This is a genomic window from Rosistilla oblonga, assembly GCF_007751715.1.
Taxonomy (GTDB): Bacteria; Planctomycetota; Planctomycetia; order Pirellulales; family Pirellulaceae; genus Rosistilla; species Rosistilla oblonga.
In genome coordinates this window covers 4482473-4501307 of sequence record NZ_CP036292.1, presented here as the reverse complement: position 1 = coordinate 4501307, position 18835 = coordinate 4482473, and the positions used below count along the sequence as shown (strand labels likewise).

The 18835-nt window shown below is 59.3% G+C and carries 12 protein-coding genes; 3 read left to right on the top strand and 9 right to left on the bottom strand.

Annotation, left to right across the window (positions count from 1 at the left end; all coding sequences use genetic code 11):
- Nucleotides 1-25: 25 nt before the first annotated feature.
- Nucleotides 26-2398, bottom strand: a complete 2373-nt coding sequence (locus tag CA51_RS15860) for a DUF1592 domain-containing protein (protein WP_145122227.1) — start codon at nt 2396-2398, stop codon at nt 26-28.
- 639 nt (nt 2399-3037) lie between these two features.
- Between CA51_RS15860 and CA51_RS15855 the strand changes: the two genes are divergently transcribed.
- On the top strand, nt 3038-7003 hold the full coding sequence (locus CA51_RS15855) for a GEVED domain-containing protein (RefSeq protein WP_145122226.1): 3966 nt from the start codon (nt 3038-3040) through the stop codon (nt 7001-7003).
- Nucleotides 7004-7029: 26 nt separating this feature from the next.
- Here the strand turns inward: CA51_RS15855 and glnA are convergent, their stop codons facing one another.
- The 6 genes from glnA to CA51_RS15825 all read right to left on the bottom strand — a co-directional run bounded on the left by glnA (nt 7030) and on the right by CA51_RS15825 (nt 15618).
- Complete coding sequence (gene glnA, locus CA51_RS15850; RefSeq protein ID WP_145122225.1) at nt 7030-8454, bottom strand: type I glutamate--ammonia ligase; 1425 nt, start codon at nt 8452-8454, stop codon at nt 7030-7032.
- Nucleotides 8455-8542: 88 nt separating this feature from the next.
- Entirely contained in the window at nt 8543-11569 is a 3027-nt protein-coding gene (locus tag CA51_RS15845) for an MMPL family transporter (protein WP_145122224.1), read from the bottom strand.
- A 21-nt stretch (nt 11570-11590) separates the two neighbouring features.
- Nucleotides 11591-12631 (bottom strand): galactitol-1-phosphate 5-dehydrogenase, encoded by a 1041-nt coding sequence (locus tag CA51_RS15840; RefSeq protein ID WP_145122223.1) that lies wholly within the window; start codon nt 12629-12631, stop codon nt 11591-11593.
- Nucleotides 12632-12715: 84 nt separating this feature from the next.
- Nucleotides 12716-13414 carry a dethiobiotin synthase gene (gene bioD / locus CA51_RS15835; protein WP_197451222.1) on the bottom strand — a complete coding sequence of 233 codons (699 nt, stop codon included), beginning with the start codon at nt 13412-13414 and terminating at the stop codon, nt 12716-12718.
- 139 nt (nt 13415-13553) lie between these two features.
- The gene (locus CA51_RS15830) at nt 13554-14639 is read right to left on the bottom strand and encodes a sugar kinase (RefSeq protein ID WP_145122221.1); all 1086 of its coding nucleotides are present in this window, start codon (nt 14637-14639) and stop codon (nt 13554-13556) included.
- Nucleotides 14640-14802: 163 nt separating this feature from the next.
- Nucleotides 14803-15618 (bottom strand): SDR family oxidoreductase, encoded by an 816-nt coding sequence (locus CA51_RS15825; RefSeq protein ID WP_145122220.1) that lies wholly within the window; start codon nt 15616-15618, stop codon nt 14803-14805.
- 189 nt (nt 15619-15807) lie between these two features.
- Here CA51_RS15825 and CA51_RS15820 point away from each other — a divergent pair, with 189 nt between their 5' ends.
- A complete protein-coding gene (locus CA51_RS15820; protein WP_145122219.1) occupies nt 15808-17424 on the top strand; it encodes a calcineurin-like phosphoesterase C-terminal domain-containing protein in 1617 nt (538 codons plus the stop codon).
- Here the strand turns inward: CA51_RS15820 and CA51_RS15815 are convergent.
- Nucleotides 17421-17618 carry a hypothetical protein gene (locus CA51_RS15815; protein WP_145122218.1) on the bottom strand — a complete coding sequence of 66 codons (198 nt, stop codon included), beginning with the start codon at nt 17616-17618 and terminating at the stop codon, nt 17421-17423. The two genes, CA51_RS15820 and CA51_RS15815, sit on opposite strands and share 4 nt — an antisense overlap.
- Before the next feature lie 3 nt (nt 17619-17621).
- Nucleotides 17622-17849, bottom strand: a complete 228-nt coding sequence (locus CA51_RS15810; RefSeq protein ID WP_145122217.1) for a hypothetical protein — start codon at nt 17847-17849, stop codon at nt 17622-17624.
- Nucleotides 17850-18305: 456 nt separating this feature from the next.
- Here CA51_RS15810 and CA51_RS15805 point away from each other — a divergent pair, with 456 nt between their 5' ends.
- Entirely contained in the window at nt 18306-18824 is a 519-nt protein-coding gene (locus CA51_RS15805) for a peptide chain release factor family protein (protein WP_145122216.1), read from the top strand.
- Nucleotides 18825-18835: the final 11 nt, after the last annotated feature.

Sequence of the window (18835 nt, the reverse complement as noted above, 5' to 3'; positions counted from 1 at the left end):
GATTCTGCCTCGGGGTCAACGTGCGTTATTTGTTTAGAAACAAGGGGCTGGTGATCGTCGCTTCGATCAGCGAACGGAATCCGTATCCGCTGTCGGCGGTCTGTTGAACGATCTGGTCGACAGCTTCGCGATCTGCGAATCGTGGAGCTGCTCCGGTGCCGAAAGCGATCAATTTATCAACCACATTGGCTGCCAATCGTTCTGGATTTTCGAGCACCAATTCTTGGAAACGCTGCAGATCCTTGAACTCCCGACCGTCGGGCATAGTGAAGCCGGCATCGATCGGCGGCATCTTATTCTTTTTGCGTGGGTTTCCATATTTGGTTCGCCAGCGGCCCGAAGGATCGAAGTTCTCAAGCGCAAAGCCCGGTGGATCGATATCGCGGTGACACGACGCACAGGATGCGTCGGACGTGTGTTTGGCCAACAGTTCGCGAATCGATTTGGCTCCCCGCACGTCCGGTTCGATCGCCGGAATGCTCTCCGGCGGCGGTGGGATCTCACGGCCCAACAATCGCTCCGAAACCCAGACTCCACGGATCACCGGCGAGGTTGTCGTGCCGTTGGCGGTCACTTTCATAATCGATCCGTGCGTCAGCAGTCCACCGCGATGGTCCTCCGGCTTCAACGAAACGCGTTCCAACACGTCGCTTTTGGCACCATCGATCTTGTAATAGCGGGCCAGGCGGCTGTTGAGGAACGTGAAATCGGAATCGATGATCAACCCGATCGGCAGGTCTTCTCGCAGCATCTCTTCGAGATAGCGGTGGGTTTCGTCGAGCATCGATTGCTGCACTATGACGTCGAAGCCGGGGTAGAGTCTGCGGTCGGGTTCGGTGAAATCGATCAAGTGCAGATCGAGCCATTGGTCGGCGAGGTCGCGGATAAACTGGCGGCCACCGGGACCCTCCAGCAAGCGATCGATCTGTTGCAGCAGAACCTCGCGATTCCGCAGCTTGCCCGCCGCAGCCAGCTTCATCAGTTCCACATCGGGGCTGGAACCCTGCAACATATAACTGAGTCGCGTTGCGATGGCGTGGTCGTCCAATTGCCCTGGCTGTTCTTGGAAGTAGAGGAACCGCGGCGAACAGAGGAGCGCGCGATACCCGGTCTTCAACGCCTCGATCGGATCGCCCGAATCATCCAGCGTTTGGTGTGCCATCTCGACGTAAGGGACCACATCCTCCCAAGGAACGGGGCGGCGGAACGCGCGGCGAGCGAAAAGAGCCATCAGCCGTCCGATCTCTTGTTTGGGATCGTCCAGCTTCAGTTCGGCTTTCGCCGGATCGCGGTTGGTTTTTACGGCGTGTTTGCCAAACAGAAACTGCTGCACCTGGGCGTCGTCGCCGTTGGGATGGAAGCGTTCGACCTCGATCCAATCGATCGCCACGCCGGGAACGTTTTGCGGCTCGCCTTCGCCGGTACCGATCTGGCCATTCGCAAACCGAGCCGCCTTGAGCGTTAGGTCACCGGGGCGAATCTCCAGCATCTCTCCTTTGTTCAACCAAGCTTCGACAGTCGTCTGCTTGGGCTTTTCGGTTGCTTCGAATGCACCAACCCATGACAACAGCGGAGCGCTCGAAACCGCTTGCCCGCTGCGAATCGTGCACCACACGCCGCCATTGCTCGGCGGTTTTAGCGCCGACGTTCGAACCGTGAACCGATACCAACCGTCCTCTTTTGCGGTGGTTGCGGGAATCCGACCGTAATAGATCACCCGGCCACTCCAGACGACAGCTTTGCCGTCGATAAGTTCCGGTTCGCGGGTCCGTCGCTTTGGATTGGTGCGGACGATTTTTTCAGCCGGCAAGCGTTTTTTCCACTCGTCCGACGGCGTCGTTGCGCGGCGGAAGGCTTCGTCCAACGCGATGTCGACGACTCGCAGATGCTGTTCCAGTTGGAAATGCGACATCGATTGCGATTCGACGATGTTCGTAAAGCCTTGCGTCCGTTGTTCGTCGGCCATCGCAAGCGTCAGCGGCAGATCGATCCCCAGCAGGTCGTGCAGGGAGCGTTCCAGTTGCAGATTGGTCAGTCGACGGGCTGGTACGCGGCCAGTCTTCTGCGCGGTGGTCTCTTGTTCATGGCGAACCCAGTCGGCCAGCGACTTGGTAAACGCAGCCGATTCCTTGGCATCGACCTCGACGTCCTCCGGCGGCGGCATCTCGCCAGTCTGCACACGCTCCAGGATACGGACCCATCGGCTTGCCAGTCCGTGCGTGTCGACAGCTCGCGGCAACTTCTCCAGATTCAGGCCACCTTCCGCGGTATCGCTGTTGTGGCAATCCAGGCAGTTCGTCGTCAAGAAACCATCGACCGACGACGGCAGATCGGCCCGCAAGCTGGAACAAGTACAGCACAGCAGGAGGCATGCGATAACCAGACGCACTGAAGACATCGAATTCCAGGGGATAACGAGGTGGGGCGGAGTTTGGAGGGCGGAGCGATGTCAGCAATTGGGGCGATCGAGTCTGCTGAGGCTCCCGCGCATCGTCAATTATACGCACGACACGGCTGTCGGGAAGCGACAAACCCCGCTGGAACCAATGCGAAACGGCGGTGGAGGGAACAAAAACGGGGCACCGACGGCCGGGTGGGCTGGCGGCGCGCAGATGTTGTGGGTTGGCTTCGGTATCGGCGACTGCAGTCTTTTATGTTCGCGGATTCCGCATTCGCCCCTGCATTATGCAATATCGGGCCTCTTTACGCGATCCGCGGTCGAGATGAAGTTCCCGATAATTTGGGTACAAACGACTGGAGGGAATTGTTTGACGGTAGCGGATCAGCCAACCTATCCCCCGAACGCCGGGGCGCTGGCGGCTGTTGCCGCTCACCATCGGGTGGGTTTGTGGCCGCGGGCGGTCGAGTCCACTGCGGCGGACAAAATTTCTGCACAGCATTCCGCCTGCCTTGGGATTGGCAGGGTTTGTTGGTGTTTCTGTATCGAGGCGGTGAAACGGATATGATTCAGAGGGATTCTGATGCAAAACGATTCAAGCGAACATCTTCATCGCGCCGCTGGCGTGGAATCGAACGGTTGGAGGCTCGCTGTCTGCTGGCCGCCGACACCGTGATCGAACTGAAGCTGGATGTAACCCAGGATGGGGAGTCGATCTTGGATTCCGACCGCCGGTTTGCCGTGGAAGTCGGCAAGCGGTTCGATCTCGAACTGCTGTACGACGACAAGCGGCCGTTCCAGTTCAACGAGAATCACATGGGAGCGTTCACCGTCTACGCCGACATCTTGGCCGACAACGCCCACGCCTACCGCCCCGTGCTCAGCGAAACGCAGATCATTTCGATCTCGGAAAACCTTCGCGATGCGACCGCGGGAAGTTTTGTCCTTTCGGCCAACGGACGCTCGGCGACGATTCCACTGTTTGGCTCGCCGAGTCTTTCGGTCAATCCTGAACTGGCGATCAAGCGTGCGATCGAGGAGCCCGGCGGCCTCGACTTTGGAATCGATACCGTCACGGTGTTTGAGACGCTGCGAGCGCCCCGTAATGCGAACGGCGATGTCGGCTCGGGGGATCCCTTTGAATATGTCATCCGGTTTGTCAGCGATGAATTTGAGTTTGCCGACGCGGCGAACATCCTGATCGATACCTCGGGGATCGTTATGTCCGCCGATGCGGCCGCTCCCGTTGGGCAGGTTCTCGAGGTTCCCGTCTACAGGGACATCGGGACGCAGACGCTTAATCCGGCCGCCTTCTTGTTCAACCTGGACGCTCGCAGCGCGTCGTTGAATGACGCGATCGTCTATGGGAATGTCCAGTCGGGCAGCTTCAATCCGCATGCCGGCGACGGAGCAGAAGTTTTCGACGAGCTTGGAGGGACGGGGCCGCTGGAATCGGCGGGCCTGCGCGCGGTAGCGAAATCGGTCTTCGGAACGTCATCGTCGCGGTACGGCGAATTTCTGTCACCGATATCGAATGTAGAGGTCTTCAGTATCGAACTCGAAGCGGTTGCCGCCGCTCGCGACATCACGTTTACGCTCGATCGCGCCGACGGCGAGAAGAGCGAACTTTCGGCTTATGGGATCGACACCGCGCTGACTCCCGAACAGGTGTTGATCGATCTCGTCGACGATCCCTCGCAACCGGGAGACGATCGGTTTGGGATGGTCTTCGGCACGATCGTCGATCCGCCCGACGTGATCGTCGCGGCCGTCTCGGGGCTGCAGACCAGCGAATCGGGCACGACGCAGGAATTCACGATCTCTCTGGCAACGTTGCCGCTGGCCGATGTCGTGATCGACCTCTCCAGTTCGCATCCCGGAGAAGGGACGGTGTCGCCGTCGCGGATCACGCTGACAACGGCCAACGCTACGACACCACAAGCGATTACCGTCACCGGAATCGACGACGCGATCGACGATGGCGACGTCGAATATACGATCGTGACCTCGGCGATCCGCAGCGACGATCCGTTCTACAGCGGTTGGAACCCGCCTGATGTCGTGCTGCGGAATATCGATGATGATGGCGTCGGGATCACGCTCTCCAAGACCTCGGGGATAGAGACCAACGAAGCCGGAGCTGCCGACACATTTACGATTGTTTTGGATTCTCAGCCGACCCACGCAGTGACGGTTCCATTGGAATCTTCCAATCCGGGCGAAGCGAGGCTGTCGGTCGACCGCGTGACATTTGATCCGGCCAACTGGTCGACTCCGCAAACGATAGTCGTCAGCGGAGTGGACGACCGCGTCGACGACGATGATGTCGCATTTACGATCGCCACTAAACCAGCGATCAGCAACGATCCGGGCTACAGCCAGTTGGCCGCGGCGGATGTCAGCGGCGTTAATCGAGATGACGACATCGCAGGGATCGTGTTTGATGGAATCGACAACTTGGTCGTCGACGAAGCGGGAACGCGTAGTGCCACGTTTTCGATCGCCTTGGCGACCGTCCCCGTCAGCCCCGTGACGTTGAACCTGAGTATCAGCGACTCCTCCGAAGCAAGCCTCTCGGAATCGTGGGTTCGCTTCACGCCGGACAACGGTACAGAACCGATCTTCGTGACGGTTACCGGAGTCGACGACCAGTTCGATGATGGAGACATCGCGTTGACGATCGTCACATCGCCATTGCACGGAGATCCCAAATACCAAGGAATCGATCCCGTCGACATCGCGGTCACGAATTTGGACGACGACACGGCCGAGATCGTTGTCGTGGCTCCTGGCAGTCCGGTGACAAGCGAAACGGGAGCCGCGTTCGAGTTCTCGGTCGTGCTAAGCACGATCCCCACGCACAGCGTGGTTGTTCCCGTGATCTCCACCAATACGGGCGAAGCGACGGTCAGCCAATCTTCGCTGATCTTCACGCCAGCCAATGCGTTGACGCCACAGACGGTGACGGTCCATGGCGTCGACGATGATGTCTTTGATGGTGATGTACAGGTCGGGATCCGGTTGGGGCCAAGCGTTTCGAGCGATGGGAAGTACCGCTTCGAATTGGACGAGATCGTGGCGACCAATGTCGACAACGAATTGCCGCCGCCGGAAACCGATTTCGGCGACGCGCCATCGCCCTACCCAACGACGCTGCAACGCGATGGAGCCCGTCATTTCGCCAGCGATCTGTTTTTGGGAACCGCGCCATCGCTCGAACGCGACGGCCGGCCAACGGTCACTGCAAACGGCGATGAGTCCGATGATGGAGTCGCGTTTCTTAGCGACCTTGTCGCGTCGGACAGTTTTTCGACGACTGGATCGCTGCGTGTGAACGCCTCGGCCGCCGGACGGTTGGATGCTTGGATCGACTTCAATCAAGATGGCGATTGGGTAGATCCTGGCGAACAGATCGCCGGGTCGATCGCGCTGCGGGCGGGTGATAATTTTGTCCCCGTTGCGATTCCCAGCGGTGCCCGGCCGGGAACGACATTCGCACGATTCCGAATCAGTTCCGCCGGCGGTTTGGCCAGTACGGGAGCGGCCGAGGACGGAGAGGTCGAAGACTATCAGGTCGGTCTTGCCGATGGGAATCGAGGGGCCGATGTCGCGATCCGCACCGAGACCGGCCAGGTCAACTTAGATCGCGATGGCGAGAACCTTGTCGTCAGCCAAAACGGAAACGTGCTGTTTGCGGCTGATCACCGATTGCTGAATCAATTGCAGATCGAAGCGACGCCGGGGGATGATGCGCTGGAGATCTCCAACTTGGGGGACGCCGATGTTGGCCTGGGCTATTCCGGCGGCGATGGCAGCGACTGGGTCGTCCTTTCCGGCGGCAATCAAAGTCTCGATCTGCGGACTCCGCCAGAGGCGTTCTCGGGCATCGAAAGCGTCGACATCGTCGGCAGCGGTCCCAATGCGTTGACGCTCGATGCGGCGACCGTCAAGCGACTCGCACCCGCAACAAGTCGACTGACGCTGCATGTCGACAACGATGATTCGCCGGAGTTTATCGGCGACTGGAAACTCGCGGGAACTGTAGCGGAAGACGGTCTGTTCTATCGCCTGCTGGCATCCGATTCCGCAACGGTCCGGTTCCACGGCGGCGGCGACTGGACCAATCCGCTGCTTCCGCTGGATGTCAACAACAGTGGCCTGGTCACCGCGATCGATGCCTTGCAGATTCTCAACCAATTAAACCGCCGCGACTTGGTCGGCGGGCACTCGACGCTTGTCACTGCGGCTAGTTTGGGAACGGAGTTCCCCGGCAAGTACTACGATACCGATGGGGATGGTCGATTGACGCCCGTCGATGCGCTGCGCGTGATCAATCACCTTGCGAGAATCAATTCGCCCGTCGGCGAAGCTCCGCCGGATGTCGCTCCGATCACAACACGCGTTTTGCAGCGGGACGAATCACGCGAGATCGATCCCGATGCTCGGATCGACGAAAACGTCGTCGATCGTGTCATCAGCAGTTACTCGATCGCAGGCCATCGCCGGATCGATCGACAGCAACCTGCGCCGCCGACCACCGATCAAGGCGATAGCGAGACCGAAGAGGAAGCGGTGCAGATCGCGCTGTCACAGTGGTTGCTGTAGCGTCGCAGGAACTTGTCGCGATGCGGTTATACGTCGAAATACAAGCAGTATTCCAACGGCGTTGGTTGGGATCGCGTCGGAGCGATCTCCAGTTCTCGCTTGGTCTTGATCCAGCTGGTCAGCACGTCTTCGGAAAAGACGTCGCCGACGCGCAAGAAATCGTTGTCGGCTTCGAGTGCGACGAGCGCTTCTTCGAGCGTCGTTGGAGTGCTGGCGAGTTCGGGCAACTCTTCCGCCGGAACTTGGAATAGGTCCTTGTCCATCGGTTCGCCTGGGTTGATCCGGTTGACGATCCCATCGATCATCGCCATCAGGATCGCAGAGAAGGCGAGGTACGGGTTGCAGCTTGGATCGGGACAGCGGAATTCGACCCGCTTGGTCTTTGGGTTGGTGCTGTACATCGGCACGCGACAGGCTGCCGAGCGGTTGCTGCGCCCGTACGCTAGGTGAACCGGAGCTTCGAAGCCGGGCAGCAGGCGGCGGTAGCTGTTTGTCGTCGGGTTGGTGAAGGCCAGCAAGGCGGGTGCGTGGTGCAAGATGCCGCCGATCGCGTGGACCGCCAGATCGCTGAGCCCCGCGTATCCGGAACCTGCGAACAACGGATCTCCATCCTTCCACAGCGACAGATGGGTGTGCATCCCCGAACCAAATTCGCCAGCGATCGGTTTGGGCATGAAGGTGGCGGTCTTGCCGTTGCGGCGAGCCACGTTTTTGACGATGTACTTGTAGATCATCATCATGTCGGCGGTCCGAGTTAGTTGATCGAACCGCAGATCGATTTCGCATTGCCCCGCCGCGCCAACTTCGTGGTGATGGCATTCGACGCTTAATCCGACATCGGTCAACGTCTGCATGATCTCGTTGCGGAGATCGAACAATTGGTCCGACGGCGGGCAGGGGAAGTATCCGGCTTGAGTCCGCATCTTGTGCCCGAGGTTGGGCGATTCCATACGTCCCCGGTTCCATGGAGCTTCGTTGCTGTCGATGCTGTAAAACGACCCCTGCGATGTCAGATCGTACCGCACGTCATCCAGCACGAAAAATTCGGCTTCGGCACCGATATAGGCGGTGTCGGCGATTCCAGTCGATGTGAGATAGCCGACAGCTTTGCGAGCGATGTAGCGTGGGTCGCGAGGATACGAATCGGCGGTGATCGGATCCTGCACGTTGCAGATCAGGTTCAGAGTCGTCAAGTTGGTGAACGGATCGAGGAACGCCGTCTCCGGCTGCGGGACCAGCAGCATGTCGCTCTCGTGAACCGCTTGCCAGCCATGCAGGCTGGAACCGTCAAATCCGGTACCGTCCTCAAAAAGATCTTCGGTGAGTTCGGAAACGGGGACGGTTTTATGGTGCCAAACGCCCAGGAAATCGGTAAATCGAAAGTCGACTGCTTTGACATCGTGTTGCCGACACATCGACAATACGTCTTGCGGGGTCTTTACGCTCGCCATCGCTTCGCTCCGGGCACTCGGGAATCTGCATCGTCAGGATTTTACGGTGCTGTTGTAACATCTTTGCGATCGCGTCGGGAGTCGGCGGTCAGCGGATGCGCTGATCAAACGCGGCCATGTACGCGGGGACCAAAATCGTCCGGACGTAGAACGTGTCGACCAACACGCCCAGCCCCAAGGCGAACCCGAGTTCGACGACTCCGCGGAGCATGATCGCCGGCTGTTCCTGAGCCTGCGACAGGCCAACCCATTGGAAAAGCTCGGGGGCCCAGGCCGATGCGGTCATCGCAAAGAAGGTCCCCGCCATCACGACGCCACAGCTGGTGATGATCCCGCCGGTCCGGATGATCGCTCGCCGCAACCCAGCCAGCCGACCGCCACGCTTCTGTTCTTCCAACACCCGCGTCACCAGGTAGACGTTGTAGTCCTGCCCGACCGCGACGAGGATCACGAACAGGAACAGCGGCAGCTTCCAGTCGAGCCCCACAAATTGGTCGCCGTAAACTGTCCGGAAGAATGCAACGGTCAGCCCCAGAGTGGCGTAGTAGCTGAGCAGCACCGTGGCGATCAGGTAGATGCTGAGTCCTACCCGCCAGACGACCATCAACAGAATCGTCAGCACGGCGCCGACGACAAAGATTTTGATCCGCGTGGTGTCTTCGGTCGTCACCTGTTTCAGGTCCTGCATCGCCATGCTGGTTCCGGTGACTTGGAACTCACAATCGGCGATCGGCGACGGAATCAACCGGGCTTTGACATCGGGCAGCCGGTCGATTCCCAATTCGGGATCGCCGTTGCGGAGCACTTCCATCAAACGGTTTGCAAACGGCACCAATCCGCTGCGATCGTTCATCGTCACCAGCACCTCGCCTCGGCCGGCGACCTCCGACGTGTCGTCGTAGTCGAACCAAGCCATTCCCGATGTGCTCAGTTGCCAATCGACAGCCTTCACCCCGCTGAGGCGCTGCGTCGACGCGGGGAGCGATTTTTCCAGCCGCGAGATCGCGTCTTTGATCTGGCCGATCGCCAGGTCGGTCGCTTCGATGCCTCCGATCTCAGGAGTCAGAACCAACAGAAACTGGTTTTGCAAATCCTCGACGCGCTCGACCACCCGTTCCAACGCTTCGGCCGCCCCGTCGCCAAACGGCTCCTCGTCGACCATCACATCCAAACGGATCAAACGGTTGGCGTAAGACGCTTCGTCGCTGGTGAAGTACCGCCGACTAACGCGATGCTGTTTCAAGACCCAGCCGACCAACGACTCGATCGCAAAGACACTCTTCCGTTTGCCCGGCGGGTTGTCACCGAGCGGATCTTCCAGGTAGCGGATCCCGCGGACTCCGTCGACCTCGTAGATCGCCGCGACTAAGTCGCGAAGCGAGGCGCGGCCGACCTCTGGATCGATCGGCTGTTCGTGCAACAACAGCAAGACGATCGGGTTCGATTCACCCAGTGAATAGGAATGCGAAAGCGTTTCGACGCCCTGCCGACTGCGAGCCTCCGCGTTTAATTGAGTCGTGATGTCGTAGCTGACATCTCCTTCGTGCCGGAAGCCGTAGACCGCCGGAATCGCCAGCAGGCCGATCCCCGCCACCAGCATCCACTTCGGTCGCTGCGTCACGACCAGCGCGATGAATTCCCAGAAGACAGCTTGCTTCTCGTTGCGTTCCAGTTTGCCCGGCCAGAAGACGCGCGGCCCCAAGGCGTACAATAGTGCCGGGGTCAACGTCGTGCAGACCGCGAGGCCAACCAACAGACAGATCGCGATGATCGGACCGACGTAGTGGAACTTGCCAAAGTTGCCGACCCACATCATCCACAGCCCGACGACCGTCGTGAACGCACTCCCCAACAACGCTCCCATGACTTTTGACAGTGCCTGCTCGACAGCTTGTCCCCAGTCAAGATCGCCCGCTTCCTCGCGGAGTCGCGCGATCAAGAACAGGCAATAATCGGTTCCCGCACCAAACAGGATCACGACGACAAAGATCTTCGATGTGGTGAAGACTTTCAGCCCGATCCATTCCATCCCCGGTTCTTGACCAGCCGACGCGAGCGCCGAAACCAATCCGGTCGCGCAGATCACCGCTACACCAATCGACACCAACGGCACTGCAACGAGCGCCGGTGCGCGGTAGACAACCGCCAGGATGATCATGATCAAGATCACAGTAAACCATTCGGTGTACTGGATCGCATCGCGGGCCGCGATCAATGTTTCGCCGCCGATCGCTGCCGATCCGGCGATCTCGATTCGCAATCCCGGTTCGGCCAGTGGCAACGAATAGGCGCGGACGGAATCGATCAATTTGTCCAGCGACTCCATCAATTCGATGTTGCCCGTCGCCAGGAACTCGTTCTCCAAACGGATCACGACCAATCGTAGATCGCGTTTGCTGAGCCGTTTGCCGATCCGTTCGTCGTCCCACGACAGGATGTCCAGCATCGAGTCCAACGATCTATCGCGATCTTCGATCGGCGTCGCCGTTTCGATCTCGGGATCCAAGGCGAGGGCGATCTCGCGATCGCTTGCGGCGAGGTCGTGCTTGCCCAGCGAATCGTGCAGCCGTGCGCGATCCCAATACGCGATCGCAACGCGTGGTTCGTACCACGGATCGGTACCGGCGGAGACCGAATCTTCGAAGTATTCGTAGAAGAGCGTGTCGAGTTCGATCGAACGGTCGAACGCGTCCATCGCGTCGTCGACAAGTTCGCGAACATGATCGTTGACCGGCGCCGTCTTGCCCGACCATCCGCTGGCAAGAGCTCGGCGGACGTAGACGCAGCCGAGGCGATGGCGCAGCCGCCGCGAGAGATCCATCGCAACGTGTTGGTCGCGTTTTCCGATCTTCTTCCCGTCGCGAGCGAACAGGATCATGAACTGGCTGCGCGGACGTTCGGTCGGAAACGCGGCGTCAAGAAGCTTTGTCCCCGCCACGCTGGCAGTCGTCGCCGGCAGGTGTTCAAAGTCGCCATCGTAGGCGACCTGTTTCCAAGTCGGAGCGGCGACGCGACTGACGATCACCGCAGCCAGCCACAACAGCAGCACCCAACGCCAGTGGCGGATGACGAAACGCGACCAGCGTTGGCTGAGGTGGGGAAGGAGCGGAGGCATGATAGTCAGTCGGAATGTGGGTTAGAGGCCCGCGGGGCAGATGAGCACTTTCATCGCCTCGGGCTCTCCGGCATACAATCGCTCAAACCAAGCGGGCCCTTCTTCGAGCGTCGCTTTGGCGGTGATCAACGGTTCGACTTGGATCTGACCGGTCTCCAGCAACTTGATGCAGGCCGGGTATTCACCGCTGGAGGCACAACTGCCCAGCACGTTCAACTCGCGAGTGACCACCGACTGCAGCGGCAGGTCGATGTTTGGCGAGATGTTTCCGACCAGCGTGACGGTGCCCCCTTTGCGAACGCTGTCGATCGCTGTCTTGACCGTCGGCGTCGCACCAACGACTTCGAGAGCGACGTCGGCGCCGCGGCCACCGGTCAGTTCCGCCACGCGGGCGACGACATCTTCTTTCGATGCGTCGATCGTCACGTCGGCGCCCAGCGTTTTGGCAACTTCCAAACGGTTAGCGTTCAGGTCGGTCGCGATCACTCGCGAACATCCGGCCAGCTTGATCGCTTGAATCACCAGCAGACCGATCATCCCGCTGCCAACGACCACCGCGGTGTCGCCCAGCGAGACTGGAGTCCGTTCCGCCGCATGGACCGCGACGGAGATCGCTTCGATCAACGCTGCCTGTTCGAACGAGACGGCATCGGGCAATTCGTAAACGATGTGGCGAGGGACCGCCACGTATTCGGCGAACGCACCGTACTGACGGTATTCGCCGCACGAGACGCCCAGAACTCGGCGGTTGTCGCACAGGTTCATCTCGCCGCGGCGGCAGAAGTGACACTTGCCGCACCAGACCATCGAATCGAAAGTCACTCGCGTGCCGGCGGGCAGATCGGACACACCACTGCCGACCGAAGCGACGACGCCCGAGGCTTCGTGTCCCATCACCAACGGCGGAATCCGCCGGCCGGTGCTGCCGTCGTAGCCGTGAATGTCGCTGCCGCAAATGCCGCACGCCTTGACTTGAACCAAGACGTCGTCGGGGCCTAGTTCCGGAACGGGGATCTCCGCCAGTTCCAATTTCTTATATTCGGTCAGCAGCATTGCTTTCATGGGGCCATCCATAATCAGAGATACGACGCGGAAATCCCGCTTCCGGGCGACGTAAGCTCGCCAGGAAAGTCGTCGATTTTAACGCTAAGCGCTGGGCGTGCGTAAGGTCCGGCCGATGAATTCCTCTGCGCCCGCCGATTCGAGCAAGCTCTGCTGTTCAAATCCAACCTCGATGATCGGCAGTTGGCCGACATAACGTTGGATCTCGCCGAGATTGGTCTTCATCGATTCGCAGCCTTCGCGACCGACTTGGTTCAAGACGATCGCGATCGGATCGCGTCCCAAGCGGCTGCGGCAGACCTCGACGCTCAGCAGCGTATGGTTGACCACGCCCAAGCGGTTGGCCGCGACAAGAATCACGTCGGCTTCCAACTCTCCTGCCAGGTCGGCATTCAGAAAATCATCCGCCAGCGGCGACAACAATCCGCCGGCTCCTTCGATCAAGACATGATCAAAGTCTTCGGTCCAAGGCGATAGGCCGGAGAGGATTCGATCGGCGTCGACCAGCTTTCCCTCGGCTTCGGCAGCTCGTGGAGGGGAGAGCGCCGCGGCAAATCGCTGCGGGCAAACGTGTTCCAGATCCAGCGGTTTACCGGCGGCTTGCCAGAGAGCAACCGCATCGCCGCTAACCAGTTCATCCTGATCCAACCAGCAGCCACTGGCGACAGGTTTATAGACGCCGACGGGGAGACCACGCTGGAGAATCGCCGCAGCCAGCAGGCTGGAGACAAAAGTCTTGCCGACATCGGTGTCGGTCCCGGCGATAAACGTTAGCGATCCCAACGGTCGATTCCACGATGTTTTGTGGAGTTGCAGCTTCCGTGGAGCCGCGACTTGAGAGGAGCCGCGACGTTGTCGCGGCGCTACCTATATAAAAGAGATGCTGCGAGCTAAGTCGCAGCACCACTTGTTGCACTACGCTTTAGCGTTGCACGCGAGCCGAACCGCCTTGAGCGAAGGCTTCGACTTCTGGCAGCTTGGCGTTGCTGATGTCGCCCGAGAACGTGGTCAACAGAGCTCCGTGAGCCCAGCCCAAGCGAAGTGCTTCTTCGTGTGGACGTCCGTCCAACAGGCCGTAGATCAGACCCGAAGCGAATCCGTCGCCGCCACCGATACGATCCAGAACGTCCAACTGGCAAGTTGGCGCGACGTGCTTCTCGCCACCGATCCACAGAACCGCACCCCAATCGTGACGGTTGGTCGTGTGAACCTCACGCAGCGTGGTGGCGACCATCTTGATGTTCGGATACTTGGCGACGGTCTTCTCGATCATTTGGAAGAACGTTTCCGGATCCAGCTTCGAATCCTTCTTCTCTTCCACTTCGGGACCGCTGAAGCCCAGTCCCTTTTGCAGGTCTTCTTCGTTGCCGAACAGAACGTCGACGTTTTCGACGATCTTGGCGATCATCTCTTGGCCCTTTTCCAGTCCGCCCAGCTTGTTCCACAGCTTGGCGCGGTAGTTGAGGTCGAACGAGCAGATCGTTCCCTTGGCGCGAGCCGCCTTCATCGCTTCGATCACCAACTCGGAAGTCGACGCCGACAACGCTGCGAAGATGCCTCCGCTGTGGAACCACTTCACGCCACCGCTGAACAACTTGTCCCAATCGAAGTCGCCTGGCTTCAGCATCGCGCCAGCTTCGTTGGCTCGGTTGTAGAAGACGACAGGAGCGCGAACGCCGCAGCCACAATCGCTGTAAACCGTAGCGATGTTTGGTCCGTGTACGCCATCGTGTTCAAAATGCTTGTAGAACGGGCGAACTCCCGTTTCTTGGATGCGAGCCTGAACCATTTCACCGATGCCGTAGTTGACCATTGCGGTGCAGACGCCGGTGTTCAAACCGAAGCAGTCCGACAGGTTGGCGGCACAGTTGTATTCGCCACCCGAAACGTGGACCTTAAATTCGCGTGCCTTGCGGAATACGGTGGTCCCAGGATCCAAGCGATGGACGACGGCGCCCAGGGCCAGGAAATCCAAGTCGGCTTCGGATTTGATGTTTAAAACGCTCATAGTGTCTCCAAATTTGGTAAGGATGGTTGTCTTGATTAGGGTCAGAGAGAGTCTGTTGATCGGCAGCGACCGCTTCGATCAACCGTAACGCTAACAATCACAGCGCATGCATCCTGTGGCAACAGGGGGCTGCACCATTGATGGCATGTGTTGAACGAATCGGCTAGATGGTGACCGAAGAAAATCCGCCGTCGACGACGATGTTCTGTCCGGTCACAAACGACGAAGCTTTCGAAGCAGCCAACCAAACGACGGCTCCAGCCAGCTCGTTTGCGTCGCCGAAGCGAGCCATTGGAGTGTGCCCGATGATCTGCCCACCACGTTCGGTGTAGCTGCCATCGTCGTTGAACAACAGTTTGCGGTTTTGGTCGGCTGGGAAAAAACCGGGGCTGATCGCGTTGACGCGAACGCCACGCGTGGCCCATTCGCGAGCCAGGAACTGAGTCAGGTTGATGACTGCCGCTTTAGCCGCCGAATAGGCGACGACCCGCGACAGCGGGATCATGCCAGCCATCGAAGCGATGTTGATGATGCTGCAACCTTTACCGACCGCAAGCATCGATTCGCCGAAGACTTGGCTGGGCAGCAACACGCCGCCGACCAGGTTCAGATCGAACACGCCCTGCCACGCTTCTTGCGGCAGCTTGCAGAAGTCGCTTCCTGGTGGCAGCGTTGCGTCGGGGTGATTTCCGCCAGCGGCGTTGATCAGAATGGTGGGAGTTCCCAGTTGCTTGGCGATCGCATCGCGGGCACCTGTCAACGAATCGCGACAGAGCGCGTCAGCCGATTGGAACATCGCCGTTCCGCCCGCCGCTTCGATCTCGCGAACACGCGCTTCTCCACGCTCGGCGCTACGGCCGACAACCGCCACTTTGGCTCCTGCATCAGCCAACGCTTGGGCCATGCCGCCACCTAAGACGCCTGTTCCACCCACGACGACTGCGGTGGAACCAACCAAACTGAAGATCTCGGTGCTCATGAATTCCCTGGTTCAAATACAGAAATGCTGAATTGATCTAGAAGGGGTAAAGGTACCCGATAACGAATGTTAATAATAGTGGAAGAGAGTATCAGCGGTTCTCACACCGCGCTGGCCTGTGGGTACAATGCTCACTCCCGCCGGAACCTAAACTTGAACTTCACCCCACCTACCCCAACACTTCACGCCATGCGTATCTCCGCTCTCGTTCTGCTTGTCGCGATCCTCGGTCTCGGATCGCTTCCCTGCCGCGCCCACGAAGGGCATGACCACGGGCCGTCCGATGGTCCCGAAAACATCGACGCCACCGGGATCGTGTTCGACGATCAAAATGGCAATGGCCGCCGCGATCCGGGCGAACCGGGGCTTCCCGACGTCCGCGTCAGCAATGGCAAAGCGATCGTGAAGACCGATGCCGACGGTCGCTACCATCTGAAGATCAGCGACGATGCGATCATCTTTGTGATCAAGCCGCGCAACTGGATGACTCCGGTTAACGAGCTGAACCTGCCGCAGTTCTTCTACATTCACAAGCCCGCCGGTTCGCCGAAAACGAAATTTCCAGGCGTCGCGCCGACCGGACCGCTGCCGAAGTCGGTCGATTTCCCGCTGGTGAAGCGAGCCGAACCGAATCAGTTCCGGGCGCTAATGTTTGGCGATCCGCAGCCTCGCAACGTCAAAGAAGTCGAATACATCGCGCACGATGTGATCGAGCAAGTGATCGCAGAAGAAGCCCATCAGGCGTCGTTTGGCGTCACGCTGGGAGACATCGCCTTCGATGACCTCAACGTGCTGAAGCCCTTTAACCAAGCGATCGCGCTGATCGGGATTCCCTGGTACAACGTGATCGGCAATCACGACATCAACTACGACGCGACCGACGACAAGACGAGTGACGAGACGTTTGAGCGACACTACGGTCCGTCATATTATTCGTTCGATCATGGCCCCGTTCACTTCATGGTCTTGGACGACGTGATGTGGACCGTCGACACGCCGGGGAAGCGAGGCAAATACACCGGCGGCTTGGGCGAGCGGCAGATGGAATTCATCCGCAACGACCTAGCCGGCATCCCGGCGGATCAATTGGTTGTGCTAATGATGCATATCCCACTGGTTAGCGTCACCGATCGGCAAGAGCTGTATCGTTTGATCGAACAGCGGCCGTTTGCCGTTTCGATCTCCGCTCACGCGCATTACATGGAGCACCGCTTCATTGGCGAAGAGGATGGTTGGAAGGGGCCCGAAAAACATCACCACGTGATCAACGTGACCGTCTGCGGCAGCTGGTGGCGTGGTGCTCCCGATGAACGTGGACTGCCGCACACGACGATGAAAGATGGCGGCCCCAACGGCTATTCGATCATGACCTTCGATGGGCATAAGTACGATCTGGAGTTTCGCGCCGCCTCGCGACCGGCTCACTACCAGATGAACATCTACGCTCCCGAAGAGATCGAACTGGCGGCGTTGCCAAGCGAGGCCGATCAGTTGCCCAAGGTCGTGGTCAACGTCTTCAATGGTTCGGAGCGAACGAAGTGCGAGTTCCGAATCGGCGACGAGGACGCGTGGAAGCTGATGGAGCAGACGACGACCAAAGATCCAGCTTATGTCGCGGCGATCGCATTAGAAGAATCGCTGGGCAAGAAAGCGTGGACCGGTTTGCCGGCGGCTCGCGACACGCCTCACATCTGGCAGGCGACGTTGCCGGTGGATCTGAAGCCGGGGACGCACGCGATCGAAGTCCGCGCGACGATGATGTCGGGCAAACAGCATGTTTCGAAGCGAATCATGCGCGTCCGCTAGTTGTCGCCGGTTGCAGGAGCGGTCGTCGGTGTGGCGGCCGCTTCTTCGATCCGCAATTGGATCCCGCCGTAGAGTCGATTGAACTCATCCAAAAACTCTTCGGACGGGCCAAGCGGCAGTTTGATCGGCCCCATGCAGCGGTCGCCGCAATGGATTCGGCCTTCGATAGGGCGACTGGTTCGTGGACTGCTCATCGTTTAAACCCAATCGTATCCGGTGACTTTCCGCAGCCGGTCTTCGTAGTTCCCCAGTAGACCGCCGATCAATTCCCATCCGTTGCGTTTGCGGATCTCCAGTTCGCCGTGCTCGTTCACTCGCAGCACCGACGTACTGGTGACTCCCGCTCTGCGAAGTTCTTCGGGATTAATTTCGCCATCGTTGATCACGTCCAACAACGTTTGGCCAGTCAATTCAATGAACGGCATGAGATCGCTTTGCGGGGTGAAGCTGTATGAGTTGTGCCGGCGGTGCAGATGACACCGCGGCAGGTGAAGCAAAAAGAGCCGCGGCGGATCTCTCGGTCGCTCGTGCAAGCCAAGATTCTTCCGATCGGGCAGCAGATTATACGTTACAGTCGAGCCGCCGTAACAGAGAAGTTTTCGCAGCGGTTAACTAGGTGTTCACCCGGGGCTCAAGACCTCCATACCAGCACGAAGCGTAAGCGAGTGTTTTTTCCTTCATCAACACCGCCCGATACCAGCACGACGCGCAAGCGAGTGAATCCCTCTCGCACGCCATCCGTTTTGTCGGGTGCGTCACTCGCTTGCGCGTCGTGCTAGTATGTGTGGTGATCGTGCCGGATCACTTGCTGGCGCTTCGTGCTGGTATGGTATGCTCCCTCTTTGCGTGTGGACCCTGTTTGTTGATTTGGATTCTTCTCGATGTCGCAGCCTAGCCGTTCCTCTTCGATTCCTGCTGTCGCACTCGACGAGCAGGCGTTGATTCAGGAGTGCGAGGTCAAGTTCACTCGCCGTGGCGGACCTGGCGGCCAGCATCGCAACAAGGTTTCCAGCGCCGTCGTCTTAAAACATCGCCCGACGGGCGTGACGGCGGAGGCGTCGGAGCGGCGCAGCCAAGCGGAGAACCGCAGTGTGGCGATCGCGCGATTGCGAGTCGAGCTTGCGATTCACGTCCGCGAGGGGGTGGAAGAGTTCGTGGCGCCGCTGGTCCGTCAGTATGGCGGTGCGCAATTTCGCGTGGCGATCGGCAACGAGGTCTATCCCGTGATCCTGGCTGATGTGCTGAATCGAACGCTCGCCAGCGAAGGCGATGTCGCTGCGGCGGCAGAATTCTGGAGCACCACGGCAAGCCAGGTCGTTCGCTTTCTGCGACAGGAACCGCAGGCGTTAAGCGTCGTCAATCAAGCTCGCCAGCAGGCTGGACGCCATCGACTGAAGTAGCCTCGCATCGG